The sequence below is a fragment of the Burkholderia mycopellens genome, assembly GCF_964265025.1.
GTDB lineage: Bacteria > Pseudomonadota > Gammaproteobacteria > Burkholderiales > Burkholderiaceae > Burkholderia.
Genome location: NZ_OZ183802.1, coordinates 3,771,908 through 3,794,572, shown reverse-complemented (window position 1 = coordinate 3,794,572; position 22,665 = coordinate 3,771,908). Strand labels below are relative to the sequence as shown.

Here is a 22,665-nt window from a genome sequence, read left to right as displayed (position 1 = left end):
CGTGATTCGGCAACCGCAGTCGCACGACATTGCCAGGTGACCCGGCACCGGACCCACGATGCGCGCAGCGTGGGCGTCACGTGCGCGCCGCGGTGATGCCGGGGATTCGGCGGGCGGTCACATTCGACAGGGTATGATGGGGGTAACCGGGCGGGCAAGCGCTTGCCCGGCGCAGTGGTTGATTGGAGACATTCGACGAATTCGCGGCACTTCGCCTGCTTCTTCTTCTTTTCGCGCTTCGATAAACCGTGAACAATGGGATCACGCGCCACGCTCCGACGAGAGCGCGCGGATCGTGCATTTGCCGGCTCGCCAGCGAGCCGGGTTTCAAGATTCAAGAGTGGGGAACCATCATGCATGTCGGGTCGATTGTCTGCACTACCCATATCGCGGTGCCGAAGGGCGCGCGCGGCATCGTCCAGCGCATCCTGGGCGACATGGCCATGGTGACCTGGTACGCGGGCGTACCGGGCGAGTCGAAGGAACTCAACACCGAGCCGTTCTTTCTCGAGGATCTGATCGACACCGGCGAATCCGTGCTGCCGGCCGGCGCGGCGCTTCACTGAGCGCATCCATCACACCGGGCGCTCGTCTTTCGGCCCGGCTGGCGGCACAATGCGGGGCATGAAAGACGTCACTTCCGCTCCCGCTTCTCCCGCCGGCCCGCCGTTCGCCGGACTCACGCCCGAGTGCGTGCTCGACGCGCTCGACAGCGTGCTGATACCGGCCGGCCTGCGCACCGACGGGCGCCTGCTCGCGCTCAACAGCTACGAAAACCGCGTCTATCAGGTCGGCATCGAAGACGGTCCGCCGGTCGTCGCGAAGTTCTACCGTCCGGCTCGCTGGTCGGACGAAGCGATCCTCGAAGAGCACGCGTTCGTCGCCGAACTCGCCGCTAGCGAGATTCCGGTGGTCCCTGCGCGCGCATTCGATGGCCGCACGCTGCACGCGTTCGACGGCTTCCGCTTGTCGATCTTCGAGCGGCGCGGCGGCCGCGCGCCCGATCTCGATCGCAGCGACACGCTCGAATGGCTCGGCCGCTTCATCGGCCGGATCCATGCGGTCGGCGCGACGCAGCCGTATGTCGCGCGCCCCGTGCTCGACATCAATACGTTCGGCTACGAGCCGCGCGACTACCTGCTGGCGCACGATTTCATTCCGGCCGATGTGCGGCCCGCGTACGAGACGGCCGTGACGCTCGCGCTCGAAGGCGTCGAGGCGGCGTTCGAGCGGGCGGGCGAACTCCGCCTGCTGCGCACGCACGGCGACTGTCATCCGAGCAACGTGCTGTGGACCGATGCCGGCCCGCACTTCGTCGACTTCGACGACAGCCGGATGGCGCCCGCGATCCAGGATCTGTGGCTGTTGCTGCCGGGCGATCGCGAAGGCGCGTCGCGTGCGCTGGCGGACCTGCTGGCCGGCTACGAGGATTTCTGCGAATTCGAGCCGCGCGAGCTGCATCTCGTCGAAGCGCTGCGCACGTTGCGGCTGATCCACTACGCGGCATGGCTCGCGCGACGCTGGGACGATCCCGCATTTCCGGCCGCGTTCCCGTGGTTCAACACGCATCGTTACTGGGAAGCACGCGTGCTCGAGTTGCGCGAGCAGATCGGCGCGATGCAGGAAGGGCCGCTCTGGCCCGTGTGATGGCGCGCGCGGCGCCCTCGCCGCGCGGCAGGCTTGCGCGGGCCGCGGCGCGATGCGCGCGGCCCGTTCCACTCAGAACTTCAGCATCAGCTTGATCAGCGCGGCGAAGCGCTTGCCGTACGGCGGCGCGAGCAGGTTGCGCGCGTTCAGGCGCGCCTGCGTGAGCACCGGCTTCATCTTCGAGAACGTCACGAAGCCGTCGTAGCCGTGATAGGCGCCCATGCCGCTCGCACCGACACCCCCGAACGGCAAACTGCCGCACGCGATGTGCATCAGCGTTTCGTTGATCGACACGCCGCCCGAGATCGTTTCGCGCATCACGCGGTCGATCGTGCCGCCGTCCTCGTCGAACAGGTAGAGCGCGAGCGGACGCGGGCGTGCATTCACGTAGGCGATCGCTTCGTCGAGCCGTTCGTACGGCACGAGCGGCAGCAGCGGCCCGAAGATTTCCTCCTGCATCAGTTGCGATGCGGCCGGCACCTGCGTGACCGCGCACGGCACGAAGCGGCGCGATGCGGGATCCGATTGTGCGTCGGACAGCGGATGCAGCTGCGCGCCGGCCGCCTGCGCGTCGCTCGCGAGCTGCTGGAGCCGCGCGTAGTGGCGCGGCGACACGATCGTCGTGTAGTCGCCGTTGGCCGACAGGTCGGGATACATCTTCGCGAATCGTGCGCGCGCGCGCTCGATGAACGCGGCTTCCATCCCGCGCGGCAGCAGCACGTAGTCCGGCGCGATGCAGGTCTGGCCTGCGTTCAGCGTCTTGCCCGCGACGATCGCGTCGACGGCTGCATCGAAGCGCGCGTTCGGGCCGACGATCGCCGGCGACTTGCCGCCGAGTTCGAGCGTGACGGGCGTGAGGTTGTCGGCGGCCGCGCGCATCACGTGGCGGCCGACGTGCGTCGAGCCGGTGAACAGCAGATGATCGAACGGCAGCCCGCTGAACGCGGCGCCCACTTCGGCATCGCCGTTCACGACCGCGACGTGGTCGCGTGTGAAGGTCCTGGCAATGAGCTGCTCGAACAGTGCCGACGTGCGCGGCGTCAGTTCGGACATCTTGATGATCGCGCGATTGCCGGCCGCGAGCGCGCAGATCAGCGGGCCGGCCGCGAGCAGCACCGGGTAGTTCCACGGCACGACGATGCCGACCACGCCGAGCGGCTGCGGAATCACCTTCGCGCGCGCCGGGCGCAGCCACTTGTTCATCGGTTTGCGGATCGGTTTCATCCAGCGCTTGCCGTGCTTGAGCGCGTCGTCGATCTCTTCCTTCGCCATCCAGATTTCCGACAGCAGCACTTCCTGCTTCGCGCGATGACCGAAATCGGCACTGATCGCTTCGGCGAGTGCATCCGCATGGTCGATCAGCATCGTGCGCAGCGCGCGCAGGTGCTGCACGCGCGTTTCCCATGCCGGATACGGCGCGCGCAGGTAGGCCGCGCGCTGGTCGCGCAGCAGCGACGTCAGCGCATCCACCGACGGCAGTGCTTGCGGGGCGAGTTCGGGCAGGTCGTTTTTCATGTCGTCTCCTCCAGTTGGGCCCGGCTGGTCGGCCGGCCGTCACGCCGCACGCGCACGCTCGGCGAGCGCGGCGACGCGGATCGGGGTGGTGCGTGTCGCGCGGCGCGGGCCGGATGCGACGTGTGCTCGTAAACCGGTTGAAGCGTGCAGCGGGCGTCGCATCCACGCGACGGTGTGCGCATCCGGAAACCGCTCTGCGGCGCATGCGCGTCCGGCACGATGTGGCCGCCGACAGGCACGCATCGCTGCGCCACGCGCGCCGGCCGGTGGACCGAAGCAGGGCGGCGCGACGTGTACGCCAAATCGTGCCGCAGCGCATCGTGCCGCTGCGGCGACAAACCGTCCAAACGGTCGGCGACGACACGTGCCGTTCGATTCCGGTCGACTGCGCGCACGACGCCGAGCCTCTCCGCGCGGGCAGCCGTTTGAAATGAAATGCGGGCTGCGCGCAGCGCATCCGGACAACCCGGTCGGCACGTAGCCTGCAGAACCTGGCGCTGCATCGTCGTCACTCCCGTTTCGCGGTGGATCGGCTTCTGGCGGCCGGCGCATCGCGCAAAGCGAATCGATACATCTTAAATTTAGTTCACGCGGGCGTTTAGAGGAATCGCTCTTGAATCCGCACGCCGCGCGCGCGACGGCCATTCCTACAATGCCCGAACACTTGGGGCTGTTTACAGATGGAACGCGCATGCGTTGCCCCGAGAAGGGCCGCTCGCGAGGCGCGCGATGCCGCGAACACCGACGTATCGCCAAGGAGCGCGACGTGGCGAGCGGCCCTTCTCGGGGCAACCCCCAATTAAAGCGTTCATGTCACGGGAATGCCCGAAATCGCCCGTATGGCGGCGTCGCTCGTTGCTTGTCCCCTTGGGGGACGAGCAATTTCGAGCGTTCGCATGTGCGTTCCCGATGTAAACAGACCCTATAAGAGGAGACGCGGTCGCGCGGCGGTGCCGGGCGGCTTCCATGACACGACGGAGACGTGACATGCAATACGACTACATCATCGTCGGCGGCGGTTCGGGCGGGGCGAGCCTGGCAGGCCGTCTCGCCGATGCCTGCCCCGATGCGACGATCGCGCTGATCGAAGCCGGCTCGCACACGGAGCGCAACCTGCTCGTCAACATGCCGGTCGGCATCGCGGCGCTGGTGCCGTTCAAGCTCGGCACGAACTACGGCTACGAGACGGTGCCGCAACCGGGCCTCGGCGGGCGGCGCGGCTACCAGCCGCGCGGGCGCGGGATGGGCGGCTCGAGTGCGATCAACGCGATGATCTACACGCGCGGTCACCAGGGCGACTACGACGAATGGGCGCAGCTCGGCGCGACCGGCTGGGGTTGGCAGGACGTGCTGCCGTATTTCCGCCGCGCGGAAGGCAATCAGCGCGGCGCCGATGCGTGGCACGGCGCGGACGGCCCGCTCACAGTGTCGGATCTGCGCTTTCGCAATCCGTTCTCCGAACGATTCATCCAGGCCGCGCATGCGGCCGGCTATCCGCTGAACGACGATTTCAACGGCGCGACGCAGGAAGGCGTCGGCTTCTATCAGGTCACGCATCGCGACGGCTCGCGCTGCAGCGTCGCCCGCGCGTATATCTACGGCCGCAACCGGCCGAACCTGCACGTGATCACCGATGCGACGGTGCTGCGCGTCACGTTCGACGGCAAGCGCGCGGCCGGCGTCGCGGTGGCGCGCAACGGGCGGGTCGAGACGCTCGACGCGCGCGCGGAAGTGATCCTGTCGGCCGGCGCGTTCAATTCGCCGCAACTGCTGATGTGTTCGGGGATCGGCCCGGCGGAGCAACTGCGCCGGCACGGGATCGCGGTCGTGCAGGATGCGCCGGATGTCGGCGCGAACCTGATCGACCATATCGATTTCATCATCAATACGCGCGTGAATTCATCGGAACTGGTCGGCGTGTGCCTGCGCGGGATCGCGAAGATGACGCCCGCGCTCGCGCGCTATTTCTCGAGCCGCACCGGGATGATGACGAGCAACGTCGCGGAGGCCGGCGGCTTCATCAAGAGCGATCCGTCGCTCGAGCGTCCCGACCTGCAACTGCATTTCTGCACGGCGCTCGTGGACGACCACAACCGCAAGATGCACTGGGGCTTCGGCTATTCGCTGCACGTGTGCGCGCTGCGGCCGTTCAGCCGCGGCACGGTGGCGCTCGCGAGCGGCGACGCGCGCGACGCGCCGCTGATCGATCCGCGCTTCTTCAGCGATTCGCGCGATCTCGACCTGCTCGTGCGCGGTACGCAGGCGATGCGCAAGATCCTGTCGCAGGCGCCGCTCGCGTCGCAGGGCGGGCGCGAGCTGTACACGCGGGCCGACCAGAGCGAGGCGGAGCTGCGCAAGACGATCGTCGAGCATGCCGACACGATCTACCACCCGGTCGGCACCTGCCGGATGGGTTCGGACGCGCGCGCGGTCGTCGATCCGCAACTGCGCGTGCGCGGCGTCGAAGGGTTGCGCGTGGTGGATGCGTCGGTGATGCCGACGCTGGTCGGCGGGAACACGAATGCGCCGTCGGTGATGATCGGCGAACGCGCGGCGGACTTCATCGTCGCCGCGCGCAAGGGCGCGGCGCCGCGCGGCGAGGCAGCCGCGGCGGTGCACGGCCGCTGAGCGGCGCGCACCGGGTCATGCTCAGGCAAACGTATCGACGAGGCCGGCGCGGCTCACGCTTGCGGCGGCCGGTGCGGATTGCACAACGTCGACCGGTGCATCGGCGGCTGACGATCCGCCGTTCCCGCGCCGGGACGACTGGCCGCCGGCGAAGGTTTGTTGCGGGTTCTGCTGCTGCGAAGCGAAGCCGCCGTCGCTGACGGTTGCGCTGCCGAGCCCGAGCCCGCCCGCTTCCATGGCCTCGCGCAGCTTCGGCAGCGCGGCTTCGACCGCTTCGCGCACTTGCGCGTGCTGCGACACGAACAGCGCGTGCGCGTTGTTGTCCGCGACGCGCAGCACGACCTGCAGCGGCCCGAGATCGGCCGGATTGAGCGTCAGCTCGGCGCTCTGCTGGTGCGCATTCGACAGGAACACGACCTTCTGGCTCAGCGCGTCCGTCCAGTCCGGCGTGCCGACGTGCGGCGCGAGCACGTGCGCGTTTGCCGCGGCGATCGCACTCGCGGCCGGCGACAGCTGCAGGTTCGCCTGGGCCGCGGCCGCAGCCGTGGCGCCGGCCGCGAGCGTCGCGCTGGCGGCCGGGTCCGCCGCGTCGCCGGCTGCCGCGAGCGCGTGCTGCTCACCCGACTGCGCGTTCGCGTTGGCCTGCAGCGCTTGCGCGGTGGCTTGCACCGGCGTTTGCTGGGTGGCGAGCGCGCCCTTCGCATCGGCGAGCGTGCGCTCGAAGGTCGGCACCTTCGGTGTCAGCGGCGCGGCGGTGCCGGTCGCTGCGGTCGAGGCGGGTGTCGACGCCGTCGTGCCGGTCGCGGGCATGGCGATCGCACCCGAGCCGCCCGTCAGCTTGGCGAGCGCTTCCTGCAGCGCATCGCGGCTCGATGCCGGTGTGGCCGGCTGGGTGGCCGCGTGATCCGCCAGCGTAGCCGTGGCGTCGGGTTGGCCGGACACGGCCGTCTTTTGCGCGGCGGCCGCGGCGGCCGCGGCGGCTGCCGCATCGGCCGGCGTCGCGTTGTCCGTGCGCGCCTGCAGTTGCGCCTGCACGGCCACGGCAGCCGCGAGCGCGGCGGCGTCAGGGTTGGTGGCGGCGCTCGTGGTCGTATCGTCGGTCGCGTCGTCGTCATCGGTAGCGGACGGCTTCGTGCCGGCGGCCGGCTTCGACGAAGCCTGTTTCGTCGAAGCGTCCGGCACACCGGAATCCGACGCATCGCGACGGGTGATGACGCTTTGCTTCAGCGTCTGTGCGAACGGCGCGGCGGTCGTGGCGGTCGCGGCATCGTTGCCGGCGGCGCCGGACGGACCCGAGCCGCGGGCGGCCTTGAGTGCGGCGCCGGCGGTGTCGAGCAGCGCGCCGAGCAGGGGCAGGGGAGGCATGACGGTTCTCTCGTTCGAATGCGGTGGTCGGTTACGACGAACGGGCCGCATCGGCCCGCATGCGCAGGATCTTCGCGGCGTGTTCGTCGGCGTCGCGCTGTTCGCGCCGGGCGTCGCGCTTCGCTTCCTGCGCGACGCCGCGCGCCTGCAGGATTTCAAACGAACCGACGGTGCGTTTCTTCTGTTGCCAGTTCGGGCGTGCCTCGTCGATGCGGACTTCGGCCGCGGCCAGCACGCTGCGCTGCTGCGCGATCGCGGCCTCGAGCGTGTCGATGAACGCCTGGAAATTGCGCCAGTTGCCGGCCGGCATCCCGTGCTGCGCGGATTGCGAGAAGCGCGCATGGTATTCGTCGCGGTAGCGCAGCAGCGCGTCGAGCTGCTCGGCGGCCGCGGTGCGGTCGCGCTGCGCGGTGCCGAGCTGCTTCGCGGCGGAGTCGAGATCCTCCTGCGCGCGGTCGAGCAGCAACTGAAGGGGAAAGCCGGGTGCCATCTGGATCAGCCTCCGTAAGCGTCGAACAGGGCATCGAGCCCGGCAAGGCTCGACGCGAACGGCGCGCATTCGCGAAAGCCTTGCTGCAGGAACGCCTCGATGCGCGGATAGAGCGCGATCGCGCGGTCGAGCTGCGCGTCGCGGCCGGGCGCATACGCGCCGACCGCGATCAGGTCGCGATTGCGCTGGTAGCGCGACAGCATCTGCTTGAACTGCCGGACATGGTCGAGATGCGTTTCGTCGATCAGCGCGGTCATCGCGCGGCTGATCGACGCCTCGATGTCGATCGCCGGGTAGTGGCCGGCCTCGGCGAGCGTGCGTGACAGCACGATGTGGCCGTCGAGGATCGCGCGCGCCGAATCGGCGATCGGGTCCTGCTGGTCGTCGCCTTCGGTCAGCACCGTGTAGAACGCGGTAATCGAGCCGCCGCCTTCCGGCCCGTTGCCGGTGCGCTCGACGAGCGCGGGCAGCTTCGCGAACACCGACGGCGGGTAGCCCTTCGTCGCGGGCGGCTCGCCGATCGCCAGCGCGATCTCGCGCTGCGCCATCGCGTAGCGCGTGAGCGAATCCATCAGCAGCAGCACGTGCTTGCCCTGGTCGCGGAAATACTCGGCGAGCGACGTCGCGTAGGCTGCGCCCTGCATCCGCAGCAGCGGCGACACGTCGGCCGGCGCCGCGACGACGACCGAGCGCGCGAGCCCGTCCTCGCCGAGGATCTGTTCGATGAATTCCTTCACTTCGCGGCCGCGTTCGCCGATCAGCCCGATCACGATCACTTCCGCGCTCGTGTAGCGCGCCATCGTGCCGAGCAGCACCGACTTGCCGACGCCCGAACCCGCGAACAGGCCCATCCGCTGCCCGCGGCCGACGGTGAGCAGTGCGTTGATCGCGCGCACGCCGACGTCGAGCACGTGGTGGATCGGTTCGCGCTCGAGCGGGTTGATCGACGGCGCCGACAGCGGCGCGTCGACCTTCGATGCGAGTGGGCCGAGGCCGTCGAGCGGGCGGCCCGACGCGTCGACGACGCGCCCGAGCATCTCCCAGCCGACCGGCAGCCGCTTCGCGCCCGCGAGCGGATCGGCGACGGGCGCGCTTTCGAGCGGCCACACGCGCGCGCCGGGCAGCACGCCCGCGACGTCGGTGGTCGGCATCAGGAACAGGCGATCGCCGGCGAAGCCGACGACTTCGGCTTGCGCGTGCGGCAGCGTGCTGCCGGGCGGCAGTTCGATCGTGCATTCGGCGCCGACCGACAGGCGCAGCCCGATCGCCTCGAGCACGAGGCCGGCCGCGCGCGTCAGGCGCCCGCACGGCCGCAGCGGCAACGCGTGGTGGCTGCGCGCGGCGAGCCCGTTCAGGTGGCTGCGCCAGTGCGCGAGATGCGGGTTGTGCGGTGCGCGCGGTGCGGCGCCGGGTGCATCGGCCGCTGCAGCGGTGGCGTGCGGGGTGGGGTGTTGTGCGGTGTCCGGCGCGGCGTCGTGCGCGTGCGGGCCGAACGACGCGAGCGCGAGTTCGCGCTCCAGCGGCGTCATGCCGTCGTGCGCGAGCGCCTCGGGCGGCCGCGTCACCACGTGCTCACCTTGCCGATCGCGGCGGCGACGCGCTGCCAGCGCGTGGGCAGCGTCGCGTCGACCTCGCCGGTCGCGGCGTGCGCGCGGCAGCCGCCGCGCTCGATCGACGCGTCGGTGCGCACGTTCCAGCCGAGCGCATCGAGATCGTCCTGCAGGTAGGCTTCGACGACGGGCAGGTCGGCCGGGTTCACCGCGAGATGCGGCGCGCCGGACAGCGCGGGTTCGGCGGCGAGCACGTCGCGCACGGCGGCAACCAGCGCGGCCGGGTCGTGCTTCACGTGCTGGCGCACGACCTGCTGCGCGATGTCGAGCGCGAGCTGCGCGATGTCGGCGGCAAGATCGTGTTCGACGGCCGACACGGCCTCGCGGAACGACGCGGCGAGCGCCGCGAGCTGCGCGGCCTGTTCGCGTGCGTCGGCCTGGCCGGCCTCGAAACCCTGTGCGCGACCCTGCTCGAAACCGGCCTGGTAGCCGAGCGCCTGGCCTTCGACGTGGCCGGCCGCATGGCCTTCGGCATGTGCGGCGTCGCGCACGCGCTGCAGTTCCTCGGCGAGCGCGGCGGCGGCGGCGGCCGCGTCGTCGGGCGGCGGCGGGGGCGGCGGCGGGTCGAACGACGCCATCTCCCACCGCTGGTACGCGGTGAGGGTGCCCGCGCGATCGCTCGCCGAATCAGACATACGCGTCTTCCGCCTTGCCGCCGATCGCGATCGCGCCGCTCTCGGCCAGGTTGCGCACGATCTGCAGGATGCGGCGCTGCTGCGTCTCGACGTCGGACACGCGTACCGGGCCGCGCGCGTCGAGATCCTCGGCGAGCAGTTCGGCCGCGCGCTGCGACATGTTCGCGAGGAACTTCTGGCGCAGTGCCGGCGGCGCGCCTTTCAGCGCGATGATCAGCGTTTCCGACTCGACTTCCTTGAGCACCATCTGGATCGCGCGGTCCTCGAGGTCGAGCAGGTTCTCGAACACGAACATCTGGTCGATGATCTTCTGCGCGAGTTCGGCGTCGTACTGGCGCACGCTTTCGAGCACGCCTTCCTCATGCACGCTCGTCATGAAGTTCAGGATCTCGGCCGCGGTGCGGATGCCGCCCATCGGGCTGCGCTTCAGGTTGTCGCTGCCGGACAGCAGGCCCGTCAGCACGTCGTCGAGCTCGCGCAGCGCTGCCGGCTGGATGCCGTCGAGCGTCGCGATCCGCAGGATCACGTCGTTACGCAGCCGCTCGGTGAAGCACGACGCGATTTCCGACGCCTGGTCGCGGTCGAGGTGCACGAGGATCGTCGCGATGATCTGCGGATGCTCGTTCTTGATCAGCTCGGCCACGGCGCCGGAATCCATCCACTTCAGGCCCTCGATGCCGCTCGTGTCGCTGCCCTGCAGGATGCGGTCGATCAGCACGCCGGCCTTGTCCTCGCCGAGCGCCTTGGTCAGCACCGAGCGGATGTAGTCGCTCGAATCGAGCGACAGCGCGGTGTGCTGCTCCGCTTCCTTCGCGAATTCGTGCAGCACGTCCTCGACCTGCTCGCGCGTGACGTTCTTCAGCGCGGCCATCGCGGCGCCGATCTTCTGGACCTCGCGCGGCGCGAGGAACTTGAATACCTGCGCGGCCTCTTCCTCGCCGATCGACATCAGCAGGAGCGCGCTCTTGGTCAAGCCTTCAGCGTTCATCGGACACCCAGTTCTTCACGACGGTGGCGACGATCTTCGGATCCTGGCGGGCGATCGTGCGCGCGTAGTCGAGGTTGCGTTCGTAACGGTTCTTCTCGCTCTCGAAGCCGAGCAGCAGCGCGTCGGGTTCCTCGGCTTTTTCCGGCGCCGGCAGGCCGTCGAGCGCGACCGGGTCTTCCGGCGCGGCGAGCGCCGGCGCGACCGGCTCGGGCGGCGGGAACGCGCGGCGCATCGCCGGGCGCACGAACATGAAGTAGAGCGCCGCCGCGGCCGCCGCGATACCGAGCCACTTCGCCGCTTCCTTCGCCATCGCGATCATGTCCGGCTGGCGCCACCACGGCAGGTCGGCGTACGGGTCGCTCGCGGTCGAGAACGCGCTGTTCACGACGTTCACCGAGTCGCCGCGCTTCTCGTCGTAGCCCATCGCGTCCTTCACGAGCTGTTCGACCTGCGCGAGCTTCGCGGGCGGCAGCGGCTGCATCGTCACGTGGCCCTTCGCGTCGGCGACCGGCTGGTAGTTGACGACGACCGCGACCGACAGCCGCTTCACGCTGCCCATCGGCTGCTCGAGATGGCGGATCGTCTTGTCGAGCTCGTAGTTGGTCGTCTGGTCCTTGCGGTCGCTCACCGGCGTCGCCTGCGGCGCGTTCGGGCCGTTGCCGGCGACGATCGGCGCGGAAGCCGGCTGCGGCGGCGTGTTCGACAGCGCGCCCGGCACGCCCGACGCGCCGCCCTGCGCGAGCTCGGTCGAGCTGCTGGTCTGCTGGCTGCGGATCGCGGCCTGCTGCGGCACGCCGTTCGGGCCGTAGCTTTCCGACGTCTGCTCGACCTTCGAGAAATCGAGGTCCGCGCTGACCTGCGAGCGCGCGTTGCCGGCGCCGAAGATCGGCGCGAGGATCGCGTCGATGCGCTTCTGCGTGTTGTGCTCGACCTGCTGCACGTACTTGAGCTGGCTCGCGTCGAGGCCGGATGCCGACGCGGTCTGGGTCAGCAGGTTGCCGTCCTGGTCGACGATCGTCACGTTTTTCGCGGGCATGTCGGGCACGCCGGACGACACCATTCGCGTGATGGCCTGAACCTGGCCCTCGTCGAGCACGCGGCCCGGGTAGAGGTCGACGAACACCGACGCGCTCGGCGCTTCCTTGTCACGCACGAACACCGACGGCTTCGGGATCGCGAGATGCACGCGCGCGCCGCGCACGGCGTTGATCGATTCGATGGTGCGCTGCAGCTCGCCTTCGAGCGCGCGCTGGTAGTTGATCTGTTCGGCGAACTGGCTGATGCCGAATTTCTGGTTGTCCATCAGCTCGAAGCCGACCGAGCCGCCCTTGGGCAGCCCCATCGCGGCGAGCTTCAGGCGCGTTTCATGCACCTGGTTCGACGGCACGAGGATCGCGCCGCCGGCATCGGCGAACTTGTAGGGAACGTTTGCTTGCTGGAGCGCGGCGATGATGGCACCGCCGTCGCGATCCGACAGGTTGCTGTACAGCACGCGGTAGTCGGGCGCGCGGCTCCACAGCACGAGCGCGGTGATGACGGCGACCGCGAACGCGACAGCGATCAGGAACGGCAGCTTCGGGTTGCCCTTCATCCGCGAGATGCCGGGGATGCGTTCCGCGAAGCCGCCAAGCCCGAAGTCCGCGCCTGCGCCACCCGCGCCCGGCAACGCGGCGGCCGCGGCGGCGCCGGGCGCCGGGCTGGCGAGGCCCGCGCGGGCGTCTGGGTTGATCAGCGAGTTGGCCTGCGAATCCATGCGTCGAGTTTCTCCGGAGCGGGACGACTGAGCTCGCTCGGACGAGCGGGCGGACAATGACACGATGCGATTATCGTGATCCGGGCCGTATTCCGATCGACCGAAAAGAGCGGGGTTTCCCCCGTACTTTCTCGGCTTTGACGCGCGGCGCGCTGCTATCCTTTTTCGGAATCCGGCATGGTGCGCGTGGTGCAGCGCCGGCGGATCTCCCGGTGCGTCCGGGTCTCTTCTCTCAGTTTTGGGGACAGCATGACTGCGAACGTCAGCGGAATCGGTTCGGTGTTGCAACAGATGCAGTCGATGGCCGCGCAGGCGTCCGGCGGCGTCGCGAGCCCGACGGCGGCACTGGCCGGCTCGGGCGCGGCGACGGCCAGCACCTTCGCGAGCGCGATGAAGGCGTCGCTCGACAAGATCAGCGGCGACCAGCAGCACGCGCTCGGCGAGGCGCAGGCGTTCGAGGTCGGCGCGCCGAACGTGTCGCTGAACGACGTGATGGTCGACATGCAGAAAGCCAACATCGGCTTCCAGTTCGGGCTCCAGGTCCGCAACAAGCTAGTGAGCGCTTACAACGACATCATGCAGATGTCGGTCTGACAGGACGGCTATCCGGGGAAAGCGCTCCGCGCACGGCCATCCGGGCGGGCCTGCGGGCCGGCCTTGCCGCGCCAGGCGGCATGCTCCGCTTGCCTAAAGCTTTCCAAATCCCTTCCGATAACTCCGGTGAAGGCCGCGTCGTGCGATGCACGGCGGCGGTTCCCGTATAGCCAACGCACAACAAGGAGAAGCGCATGTTTTCCCCAGGACACGCTGGAGCCAGTGCATACGCGCGTGTCGGCGTCGAGACGGGGGTGATGGGCGCCTCCCCGCACCGGTTGATCGCGATGCTGTACCAGGGCGCGCGGCAGGCGGTTGCGCTGGCGCGCATGCATTTGCAGCAGGGCAATGTATCCGCGCGCGGCGAAGCGATCGGCAAGGCGATCCGGATCGTCGACAGCGGGCTGAAGGCATCGCTGAACCGCGACGCGGGCGGCGAGATCGCGGAGCGGCTGGACGCGCTGTATGCGTATATCAGCCGGCGTCTGCTCGAGGCCAATGCGCAGGCGAGCGACGCGATGCTGGTCGAGGTCGACGGGCTGCTCGCGACGCTCGAGGAAGCATGGACGGGAATCGCCCCGGAAGTCGCGCGGATGGCCGCGCAACAGGCAGTGGAAGCATCGAGATGAATCGCAAGGCCGAATACTTCGAACGTTACGAGGCGCTTGCCGCCGTGTCGGGCCGGATGCTGGGCGCCGCCCGCAGCGCCGACTGGAGCGCGTTGCCGGGGTTGCAGGCCGAATTCATGCAGCTGGTCGACGGGCTGAAGGAAGCCGACCCGGGCGTCGTGCTCGACGAATCGGATCTCGGCCGCAAGCTTGACCTGATCCGCCGCATCCTGGCCGACGACGCCGCGATCCGCGATCTCGCGAGCCCGGACGTCGCGCGGCTGTCCGCGCTGTTCGAGGCGCGGCGCTCGACCCAGGTATTGACCGATCTCTACCGCGCGCGCGGGTAGGGCCCGTTTCCGGGGAAACGGGCGCGGGGCGCACGAGCCCGTTGCGGCAGACGCGCAGTTCCCGCGGACGGCACCGGTGTGTCGTTCCCGGATTCGCCACGATGTGGCTGAGGTGACCAGGCTCCGATCATGACCGGTATCGACCCCGTTGCGGCCGCACTGCTGGCGAGCCGCCTCGACAGCTTGCTGACCGGCACCGTGTCGGCGCCCGCCGGCGGCGGCGCGACCTCACAGGTCGGCACGCCGGGCACCGGCGCGCCGTCCACGCCTCCGGCCGGCAGTCCGCCTGCCGCGCCGCCCGCTTCCACCCAGACCGCGCTGTCCGATGTCGGGCGCGTGCTCGACGCGATCTCGCGCGCGGGCGGCGACTCGACGCCGGCCATTGCCGGGCGTGCGCCGCTGCTGGCTGACCCCACCGTGCTGCTGACCGACGCGGCCGCGCCGGCCGCGCCCGATCCGGCTGCGTCTTCCACGCCGGCTTCCGCGGCGCGCGAAGCGGCTACGACTTTGCCGGTTGCCGCGCTGCGCGCAGCGCTCGCGCAGGCGGTGAGCGAAAGCGGCCTCTTCTATGAATCCCATCTCGCGCAGTGGCTGGCCGGTCAGCGTCCGCTCGCGGCGTTGATGCGCGAGCCGCAGGCACGCCTCGCGGCCGCGCTCGCGCCGGCTGACCCGGATGCCGCACAGCACGGCTCGACCGACCCGCTCGACGAGCTGCTCGCGCAGCGCTCGCCGTTGCCGGCGACCGCGCGCGCAGCGGCGCAGCCGGGCACGCCCGCCCAGGGCGGCGCGGCGGCTCGCGATCCCGCACCGGCCCTGCCGTCGGGTGCGCGGCAAGGGGCGTCGCTGCCGCCCGAGACGGCCGATCTGCTCGGCGATCGGCCCGATGCACGCTGGACGCCCGCGCGAGCCGAACTGGCCGCCGCATCGTCCGATTCCCAGGCGCAGACGCTTGCGCCCGTGCATCCGGCCGCGGTGCCGCTCGTCAGGCAGCAGCTCGACGCGCTCGCGACCGACCAGTTTCGCTGGGCCGGCGAGGCATGGCCCGGCGCGCGGCTCGACTGGACGATCGAGCCCGACGATCCGGGCAGCCGCGCGCCGCGCGGCGACGGCGACTCGGGCGACGGCATCGCCTGGCGCACGCGCCTCACGCTGACGTTGCCGTCGCTCGGCACGGTCGACGCGGAGCTGGTGCTGAACGGCACGCAACTCGTCGCGCGGCTGCGTGCGAACCAGACAGGGGCCGACCGTCTCACCCGGCACGAGGCGGCACTGCGGCAGCGGCTCGAAGTGTCGGGGCTCAAGGTGGGCGGGCTGTCGATCCGCGCGGTCGACGACGGCCCGGACGGCTTCGACCTGTTTGCGGCCCAGGCGGCGGCGGCCGCGTATGCACGCGGTTCAGCCTCGGCCGGCGGCCCGACGACGCGTGCGCCCGATACCGACGAGGAGACGTTGCAATGAGCATGGCGTCCCGCAAGCGCGCAGCCGCGCTCGTCTACGATCCGAAGGGCGGTGATGCCGCGCCGCGCGTGGTCGCGAAGGGCTACGGCGCGCTCGCCGAGATGATCGTCGCGCGCGCGCACGATGCGGGGTTGTACGTGCATACGGCGCCGGAGATGGTGTCCCTGCTGATGCAGGTCGACCTCGACGACCGGATTCCGCCGCAGCTCTACCAGGCGGTCGCGGATCTGCTCGCGTGGCTGTACGCGCTCGACCGTACCGAACCCGCGCCGGACGACGCCGCACCGCGCTTTCCGCTGCCGCCGCTGCGTTGAACGGCTCGGCATCGTGCGATTTCTTACGAAATGCCGTCTTGGCCTTGCAAGGTCATTCTGTCGATATTCCCTTCCTATCTTCCCGCATCATGAAGCAATGTGTCTGCTTCGTCGGAATTCGCCCTGTCGCGGGGCTCGCCGCCATGTAACCGGGCGGATTGAGCCGGCTATCGATTTGTGTAATGATATCCATTCTCATTTTCATGCCGCTCGGGCGGCGCGCAGGCTCTGCGCGCCGCCCGTTGTTTTGAACGAATGGACCCTTTCGCGTGAACGCGCCCGAAACGATCAATCCGCCCCAGACGGGTACTGCCCGCGCGGGTGTCACCGTGCTGCACCCGGCGGCCCGCCCGCTGACTGACGACGAACTGGCCGCGCGCCGCCAGCGTTCGCGCCGCGCAACCTTCATCAAGTGGCTGCGCAAGGTGCATGGCTGGGTCGGCCTGTGGGGCGCGGTGCTCGGGCTGCTGTTTGGCGTGACGGGCGTGCTGCTCAACCACCGCGCGCCGCCGCTGAAGATTTCGACCGGCGAGCCGCAGGTCGAGGAGATGCAGATCGCGCTGCCCGATCCGGCGCCGAAGACGCCCGCCGCGATGACGAAGTGGCTGCAGCACGAACTGCATTTCGACGGCAAGCCGGGCCGCATGCGCCAGGAACCCGCGCAGCCCGTCGCGTGGGGCGACAAACGCGTGATGCAGCCGGAGCACTGGCAGATGGGCCTGTTCGGACCGCACCAGAACCTGCAGGCCGAATACTGGGTCGGCAACGGCTACGTCGCGGTGAAGCGCACGGGCAACACGTTCCTGACCACGCTGAACAACCTGCATCGCGGCGTCGGGATGAATCTCGGCTGGGTGCTGCTGATGGACACGATTGCAGGCTCGCTGATCCTGCTGTCGCTGACCGGCGTGCTGCTGTGGACCGAGCTGAACAAGCGCCGCACGGTGGGCGTCGTGCTGGTGGTCGGTTCGGTCGCCGCGGCGCTGGCCGCGGGCCTGACCTGATCGGCGGCACGCGTCGGCCTGGCGCCGGCGCGTGCCGTTTCATTGGTTTCGTCCGCTTCGCTCGTCGGGAAGGCGTGCCCGGCGCGACCGCGTGCCGGAGCCGTTAGCGATCAGAGGCCGCAGGCCGCGCCGCTGTTCGCCGCGATTTCGCGCGCGGCCTTCGCGCCCTCGACCTGCAGGATCGTCGGCAGCGACACGTTGTTCTTCGCGGCGGTGATCTCGGCGAGGATCGAGATCGCGATTTCCGGCGGCGTCCGGCTGCCGATATAAATGCCGGCCGGCCCGTGCAGCCGGCCCAGTTCCGCTTCGCTCAGGTCGAATTCGCGCAGCCGCTCGCGCCGCGCCGCGTTGTTGCGCCGCGAACCGAGCGCGCCCACGTAGAACGCGGGCGTCTTCAGCGCCTCCATCAGCGCGAGATCGTCGAGCTTCGGATCGTGCGTGAGCGCGATCACGGCCGACCGTGCATCGAGATTCATGTCGAGCACCGTATCGTCGGGCATCGTGTGCACGACACGCGTACCCGGCACGTCCCACGCATCCGTGTATTCCTCGCGCGGATCGCACACCGTCACCTGGTAGTCGAGCCCGACCGCGATCTGGCACAGATAGCGCGACAACTGGCCGGCGCCGATCACGAGCATTCGATAGCGCGGCCCGTGGATCGTCACGAGCCGCTCGCCGTCGAACGCGAGCCCGTCGGCCGCCTGCGCGGGTGACAGCGATGCGCGGCCCGTCGCGAGCGTCATCGTGCGCGTGACGAGGCGGCCGGCCTCGACTTCCGCGCACAGCGCGGCAATCCCGCTGTCGCGCGTGAGCGGCTCGAGCACGAGCTGGATCGTGCCGCCGCACGGCAGCCCGAAGCGGTGCGCCTCCTCGGCCGTCACGCCGTACTTGAGCGCTTCCGGGCGCGCGTCGGCCGCGATCCCGCTCGCGTGCACGCGGGCGATCAGGTCGTCCTCGATACACCCGCCGGACACGGAGCCGACCACGAGCCCGTCCTCGCGCACCGCGAGCATCGCGCCTTCGGGGCGGGGCGACGAGCCCCACGTCTTCACGACCGTCACCAGCAGCACGCGGCGCCCTTCTTCGAGCCAGCGCGCGCTGGATTTCAATACATCGAGATCGACGCTTTCCATCATCTTCTTCCTGTTGCCGGGCGACACCGCCGATGCGGGCCGCCGTTCGATGGCGCGATTATGAACCGGCCGCGGCAAGCGTGCAGGCGACGGGGAACGCGCAAAACGGGGAAGGGGGAGACGGAGCAGCGAGGAAGGCGGACAGGGCGGCCCGGGACGGGCCGCCGGCAGGCCGCCGGGCGGATACATCCACCCGGCGGGGTGCTCCGTCAGAGCGAGCCCAGGTACTGCGTCAGGGCGCGGATGTTGTTGTCATACGCGTTCGACGTGCCAAGCTCGACGCCGCCGCTGCGCACGTAGTACTCGAACGGCACGGAGCGGGTGCCGAAGAACGGCAGGAAATTGTCCGGTTGCAGCGTCGTCCCGTTCAGGCCGATCGCCCAGTTCCTCGACTTGTACAGCTCGAGCTCGCGGATCGTCGCCTGGACCTGGTTCGTCTCCGACGCACGAATCGCGGCGATGTGCTGCGTCAGCGTCTCGATGTTCGCCTGGTATGCGCTCGGCTCGCCGACCGAGACGCCACGTGCGCGGACGTAGTAGCTGAACGGCAGGTTGCGCTCGGTGAAGAACGTCAGGAAACCGTCCGGTGCCAGCGTATCCCCGTTCAGCCCGATCGCCCAGTTCTTGCTTTGATAATCCCTGAGCCCCGCGATCGTCTGGTTGGCCGCGTTGATTTCGACCTTCGCCGTGACGTTGACCAATGTATTGCTCATGACAGACCTCTCTGGTTCTTGTTGAACTTCGGACAGGTGCAGCGACATGCCTCCGGACGGAGGCAATACAATACCGGCAACCGGATTATCCGGTTTTAATTTTGATTAATTAAAAAGATGCTGAAAAATTGTTTATGAATACGCGATGAATTTCTGTTTAATGGAAATGCGTTTCGATGAAGTCGATTGCATCGCGCGGCGCTCATGCTGCGTCGCAATCCCGGTCTGGTATGGACTGTGCGGGTTCGCGCGGTCGACCGACTGAATGCTAGTTTGGCGGATGCAAGAGTTCAATGCCGGTTGCGCAATTATTTTGTGCTATTCATATTCAATTCAATCGCATTACGTTTTCAATCGATTAATGCGCTGATCTGAAGCGAATATGCCGGCATTCGAAAAACAGCCAATGGGAACGGGAATTGACGCGCGGATCGTTGCAGGAAAAGCAACGTGGCGGCGTGACGCGTGAAGGAAGGGCGGGGAGGGGGCGGGGCCGGTATCCGGCCCCGCGGCTGCGCACCGTGCCGCGTGCGGCACGGCGGCGCTCAGTGCGCGTCGTGGTGACCGTGCGCGAGCTTCGAGTGGTGGCGGGAGTACACGAAGTAGATCACGAGGCCGATCACGAGCCAGATGCCGAACGCGGCCCACGTGACGGGTCGCAGGTTCAGCATCAGGAACAGGCACGACGCGACCGCGAGGATCGGCACCACGGGCACGCCGGGGCAGCGGAACGCACGCGGCAGGTCGGGGTGCGTGCGACGCAGCACGAGCACGGCGATCGACACCATCGAGAACGCCGCGAGCGTGCCGATGTTGATCAGTTCGGCGAGCACGTTGAGCGGCACCAGCGCGGCGATCAGCCCGAAGAACAGGCCGACGAGCCAGGTCGTCAGGAACGGCGTCGCGTAGCGCGGGTGCACGCGCGACAGCGCCGCGGGCAGCAGCCCGTCGCGCGACATCGCGAAGATCACGCGCGTCTGGCCGTAGCTCATCACGAGGATCACGGTCAGCATGCCGAGCACCGCGCCGAGATCGATGAAGCCCGCGACCCACGTCTCGCCGGCCATCTGCAGCGCGTACGAGATCGGGTGCGAGATGTTCGCGTACTGGGCCGATGGCACGATGCCGGTCGCGACCGCGGCGACCGTCACGTACAGCACCGCGCACACCGCGAGCGACGCGATGATGCCGATCGGCAGGTCGCGTTTCGGATTCTTCACTTCCTCGGCGGCGGACGACACCGCGTCGAAGCCGATGAACGCGAAGAACATCACGGCCGCCGCGCCGAACACGCCGTTCCAGCCGTGCGGCATGAACGGCTTCCAGTTCGCGGGCGTCACGTGGAACAGGCCGACCGCGATCACGAGCAGCACGACCGACACCTTGATGAACACCATGATGTTGTTGATGCGGGTCGATTCGCGGATGCCGATCGACAGCAGCGTCGTGATCACGATCATCACGAGGAACGCGGGCAGGTTGAACCACGTGATGACGCCCGGCACCGCGCCGGGCGCCGCCGTCAGCACGGTGGGCAGCGACAGCCCGAAGCCCTGCAGCAGCGACTGCAGGTAGCCCGACCAGCCGACCGACACGGCCGACGACGCGAGGCCGTATTCGAGCATCAGGTCCCAGCCGATGATCCACGCGACGAGCTCGCCGAGGGTGGCGTACGAATACGTGTAGATCGAGCCGGCGACGGGGATCGTCGACGCGAATTCCGCGTACGACAGCGCCGCGAGGCCGCACGCGATCGCGGCGATCACGAACGACAGCATCAGCGCGGGGCCGGCCTGCACGGCGCCGGTACCGGTCAGCACGAAGATGCCGGTGCCGATGATCGCGCCGATGCCGAGGAAGGTGAGGTCGATCGCGCCGAGCGCTTTCTTGAGCCCGGCGGCATGCGCGCCGGCGATCATGCGATCGACGTTTTTCTTGCGGAAGAGTGACATTGCGGATGAATCGCCAGCGCGCGCGGGCGCGATAGCGCTGACTGAGTGAAAACCCGCGATTTTAGCCGATTTGGCGCGCAAAACCCGCTGCGGCGCAGCGGCGCCTCGAGAAATCGTCCGATAAAACAAGCGCTTGCGCGCCAGACGGGCGGCAGCGGGCGGCGGCGCGGCATGCGCCGCGTCGCTGGGCCGGACGAATCGGGCAGGGCGGCGAAATCAGGCGCCGGCCGTGGGCGCCATGTCGACGAGCCGGTTGCTCATCACGTAGAACGTGAGTTCCGCATTGTTCGACAGCCGCATCTTCTCGAGCAGCCGCGACCGGTACACGCTCACCGTCTTCACGGACAGCGACAGCGTGTTCGCGATGTCGGTGAGCCGCTTGCCCGACGCGAGCATGCACAGCGTCTGGTATTCGCGGTCGGACAGCTTCTCGTGCGGCAGCGGCTCGTTCTCGAACGACACGTATTCGGCGAGCGCCTCGGCCATCGCGGGGCTCACGTACTTGCGGCCGGCCGCGACCTGCTGGATCGCGCCGATCATCTGCGCGGCGTTGACCGTCTTCGACAGATAGCCGGCGGCGCCGGCCTTCAGCGCGCGTACCGCGTACTGATCCTCGCGGTACATCGAGAACATCAGCACCGGCGTGCGCGGCAGCTTGCGCTTGAGACGCTTGAGCACTTCGATGCCGTTCGTGTCCGGCAGCGAGATGTCGAGCAGGATCACGTCGAATTCCTGCTTGTCGACGGCGGCCATGGCGTCGCCGCCGTTCTCGGCCTCGGTGACGTCGCGTGCGACGCCACGGTCGATCAGCAACTGGCGGATCCCTTGCCGGACGATCGCGTGATCGTCCACGAGCAGGATGTTCAGGCTCATGACGACCTCACGAAAGCGACGCGCGGCGGGCCGCGACGGGCACCGCGAGCAGCGAATCCCAAGCGAAGCGCGCGGTGACGCGCGTGCCGTGGCCGGTTTCCGGCGTGGCCGTCTCGAAGCTGCCGCCGAACGCCTCGCAGCGGGCGCGCATGCCGGCGAGACCGTAGCCGGGGCGGCGGCGCCGGGAGAAACCGGTCCCATCGTCGGAGACAATCAGTGACAGGTGCGTGCCGTCGGTGGCGATCCGCACGTCGACCGACGTCGCGCGTGCGTGCTTCGCGACGTTCGACAACGCTTCCTGCGCGACGCGGAACACCGCGAGCGCGCTGACGCCGGCGATTTGCGTCAGGCGCGCGTCGGCCGCACAGACGAAGCTGGTGTGCAGGCCCGTGCGTGCCGCGTGGGTGTCGGCCCACGACGAGAGCGCGCCGACCAAGCCTGCGTCGAGCGCCGGCGTGTCGCGCTCGTCGATCAGCCGGCGATTCGCGTCGGTCGCGGCGTCGAGCGCCTGCTGCGCAAGCGCCAGCGCGCGCAGGCAACCATCCGGCGCATCGGCCGGCAGCCACGTTTGAACGTTTGCGAGCGCGAAACGCGCGGCGGTGAGTTCGGCACCGAGCCCGTCGTGCAACTCGCCGGCCAGATGACGGCGGGCCGCTTCGTCGGCGGCGAGCAACTGGGCAGACAGCGCTGCGATCCGCGCGGCGCGGGCGTCGCGTTTCGACGCGGCGTCGGTAATGGGCGGAGTCGCGACGCAGCCTGGCATGCGCTGTTGCGACGGGAACGGGGCGTGGGCGCCCAAGGGCGCGTTAAGCGACGTATCCATGACTCTCCCTGCTGTCAGAAGCGGTTCAGACACCGGCTGGCTGCGTGGATCGGCTGCCGTTTCGATGACGGTCGCCGCCAGAGAATTGCCCCCTGCCGAGGTAACAAAAGTTACGTCTTGTAACACTTGCATCCGACCCTTTCACTGTCATCCGAACGGCAACCACGCGCGGCGAATAATATCTCAAAATTTCTGAAAAGGTCATGTCG

General features: G+C 68.9%; 21 protein-coding genes. 9 read left to right on the top strand and 12 right to left on the bottom strand.

Annotated elements, in window-relative coordinates:
- Positions 1–353: 353 nt before the first annotated feature.
- On the top strand, positions 354–566 hold the full coding sequence (locus tag ACPTTC_RS17690; RefSeq protein WP_004198969.1) for a hypothetical protein: 213 nt from the start codon (positions 354–356) through the stop codon (positions 564–566).
- A gap of 58 nt (positions 567–624) precedes the next feature.
- Positions 625–1,647, top strand: coding sequence for a serine/threonine protein kinase (locus tag ACPTTC_RS17685; protein ID WP_423393229.1), 1,023 nt, complete (start codon positions 625–627; stop codon positions 1,645–1,647).
- A 72-nt stretch (positions 1,648–1,719) separates the two neighbouring features.
- On the opposite strand, the gene ACPTTC_RS17680 is transcribed toward ACPTTC_RS17685, so the two are convergent.
- Entirely contained in the window at positions 1,720–3,162 is a 1,443-nt protein-coding gene (locus tag ACPTTC_RS17680) for a coniferyl aldehyde dehydrogenase (RefSeq protein ID WP_175951266.1), read from the bottom strand.
- Positions 3,163–4,149: 987 nt separating this feature from the next.
- On the opposite strand from ACPTTC_RS17680, the gene ACPTTC_RS17675 reads away from it, so the two are divergent.
- Positions 4,150–5,790: a GMC family oxidoreductase gene (locus tag ACPTTC_RS17675; protein ID WP_423393228.1), complete on the top strand. Its 1,641-nt coding sequence runs from the start codon at positions 4,150–4,152 to the stop codon at positions 5,788–5,790.
- A gap of 21 nt (positions 5,791–5,811) precedes the next feature.
- On the opposite strand, the gene ACPTTC_RS17670 is transcribed toward ACPTTC_RS17675, so the two are convergent.
- From ACPTTC_RS17670 to fliF, 6 genes are read right to left on the bottom strand one after another with little or no spacing between them, the layout of a single operon-like run.
- Positions 5,812–7,155: a flagellar hook-length control protein FliK gene (locus tag ACPTTC_RS17670; protein ID WP_423393227.1), complete on the bottom strand. Its 1,344-nt coding sequence runs from the start codon at positions 7,153–7,155 to the stop codon at positions 5,812–5,814.
- Between the two features lie 31 nt (positions 7,156–7,186).
- Positions 7,187–7,645, bottom strand: coding sequence for a flagellar export protein FliJ (gene fliJ, locus ACPTTC_RS17665; protein ID WP_423393226.1), 459 nt, complete (start codon positions 7,643–7,645; stop codon positions 7,187–7,189).
- Positions 7,646–7,650: 5 nt separating this feature from the next.
- A complete protein-coding gene (gene fliI, locus ACPTTC_RS17660; protein ID WP_423393375.1) occupies positions 7,651–9,174 on the bottom strand; it encodes a flagellar protein export ATPase FliI in 1,524 nt (507 codons plus the stop codon).
- Positions 9,175–9,206: 32 nt separating this feature from the next.
- Positions 9,207–9,890, bottom strand: coding sequence for a flagellar assembly protein FliH (gene fliH, locus ACPTTC_RS17655; protein ID WP_226198625.1), 684 nt, complete (start codon positions 9,888–9,890; stop codon positions 9,207–9,209).
- On the bottom strand, positions 9,883–10,878 hold the full coding sequence (gene fliG, locus ACPTTC_RS17650) for a flagellar motor switch protein FliG (protein WP_011353514.1): 996 nt from the start codon (positions 10,876–10,878) through the stop codon (positions 9,883–9,885). The genes fliH and fliG overlap by 8 nt, the downstream gene beginning before the upstream one ends.
- The gene (gene fliF, locus ACPTTC_RS17645; RefSeq protein ID WP_423393225.1) at positions 10,868–12,631 is read right to left on the bottom strand and encodes a flagellar basal-body MS-ring/collar protein FliF; all 1,764 of its coding nucleotides are present in this window, start codon (positions 12,629–12,631) and stop codon (positions 10,868–10,870) included. Before fliF ends, fliG begins: the two co-directional genes overlap by 11 nt.
- 249 nt (positions 12,632–12,880) lie before the next feature.
- Here fliF and fliE point away from each other — a divergent pair, with 249 nt between their 5' ends.
- The 6 genes from fliE to ACPTTC_RS17615 all read left to right on the top strand — a co-directional run bounded on the left by fliE (position 12,881) and on the right by ACPTTC_RS17615 (position 16,959).
- Entirely contained in the window at positions 12,881–13,225 is a 345-nt protein-coding gene (gene fliE, locus ACPTTC_RS17640; RefSeq protein WP_011353512.1) for a flagellar hook-basal body complex protein FliE, read from the top strand.
- 194 nt (positions 13,226–13,419) lie between these two features.
- Complete coding sequence (gene fliS / locus ACPTTC_RS17635) at positions 13,420–13,854, top strand: flagellar export chaperone FliS (RefSeq protein WP_205788887.1); 435 nt, start codon at positions 13,420–13,422, stop codon at positions 13,852–13,854.
- Complete coding sequence (locus ACPTTC_RS17630; protein ID WP_226198623.1) at positions 13,851–14,183, top strand: flagellar protein FliT; 333 nt, start codon at positions 13,851–13,853, stop codon at positions 14,181–14,183. Before fliS ends, ACPTTC_RS17630 begins: the two co-directional genes overlap by 4 nt.
- 129 nt (positions 14,184–14,312) lie before the next feature.
- Entirely contained in the window at positions 14,313–15,641 is a 1,329-nt protein-coding gene (locus ACPTTC_RS17625; RefSeq protein ID WP_423393224.1) for a flagellar hook-length control protein FliK, read from the top strand.
- Complete coding sequence (locus ACPTTC_RS17620; RefSeq protein WP_226198621.1) at positions 15,638–15,955, top strand: EscU/YscU/HrcU family type III secretion system export apparatus switch protein; 318 nt, start codon at positions 15,638–15,640, stop codon at positions 15,953–15,955. The genes ACPTTC_RS17625 and ACPTTC_RS17620 overlap by 4 nt, the downstream gene beginning before the upstream one ends.
- Before the next feature lie 269 nt (positions 15,956–16,224).
- Positions 16,225–16,959 carry a PepSY-associated TM helix domain-containing protein gene (locus tag ACPTTC_RS17615; RefSeq protein WP_423393223.1) on the top strand — a complete coding sequence of 245 codons (735 nt, stop codon included), beginning with the start codon at positions 16,225–16,227 and terminating at the stop codon, positions 16,957–16,959.
- 110 nt (positions 16,960–17,069) lie between these two features.
- On the opposite strand, the gene ACPTTC_RS17610 is transcribed toward ACPTTC_RS17615, so the two are convergent.
- The 5 genes from ACPTTC_RS17610 to rqpS all read right to left on the bottom strand — a co-directional run bounded on the left by ACPTTC_RS17610 (position 17,070) and on the right by rqpS (position 22,456).
- Positions 17,070–18,095, bottom strand: coding sequence for an XdhC family protein (locus ACPTTC_RS17610; protein ID WP_085041961.1), 1,026 nt, complete (start codon positions 18,093–18,095; stop codon positions 17,070–17,072).
- Between the two features lie 209 nt (positions 18,096–18,304).
- Positions 18,305–18,808: a hypothetical protein gene (locus ACPTTC_RS17605; RefSeq protein ID WP_175971034.1), complete on the bottom strand. Its 504-nt coding sequence runs from the start codon at positions 18,806–18,808 to the stop codon at positions 18,305–18,307.
- Positions 18,809–19,353: 545 nt separating this feature from the next.
- The gene (locus ACPTTC_RS17600) at positions 19,354–20,760 is read right to left on the bottom strand and encodes an amino acid permease (protein ID WP_423393222.1); all 1,407 of its coding nucleotides are present in this window, start codon (positions 20,758–20,760) and stop codon (positions 19,354–19,356) included.
- A 216-nt stretch (positions 20,761–20,976) separates the two neighbouring features.
- Positions 20,977–21,633, bottom strand: coding sequence for a response regulator transcription factor RqpR (gene rqpR, locus ACPTTC_RS17595; RefSeq protein ID WP_107312671.1), 657 nt, complete (start codon positions 21,631–21,633; stop codon positions 20,977–20,979).
- A 7-nt stretch (positions 21,634–21,640) separates the two neighbouring features.
- Positions 21,641–22,456 (bottom strand): quorum system sensor histidine kinase RqpS, encoded by an 816-nt coding sequence (gene rqpS / locus ACPTTC_RS17590; protein WP_423393221.1) that lies wholly within the window; start codon positions 22,454–22,456, stop codon positions 21,641–21,643.
- Positions 22,457–22,665 lie beyond the last annotated feature (209 nt).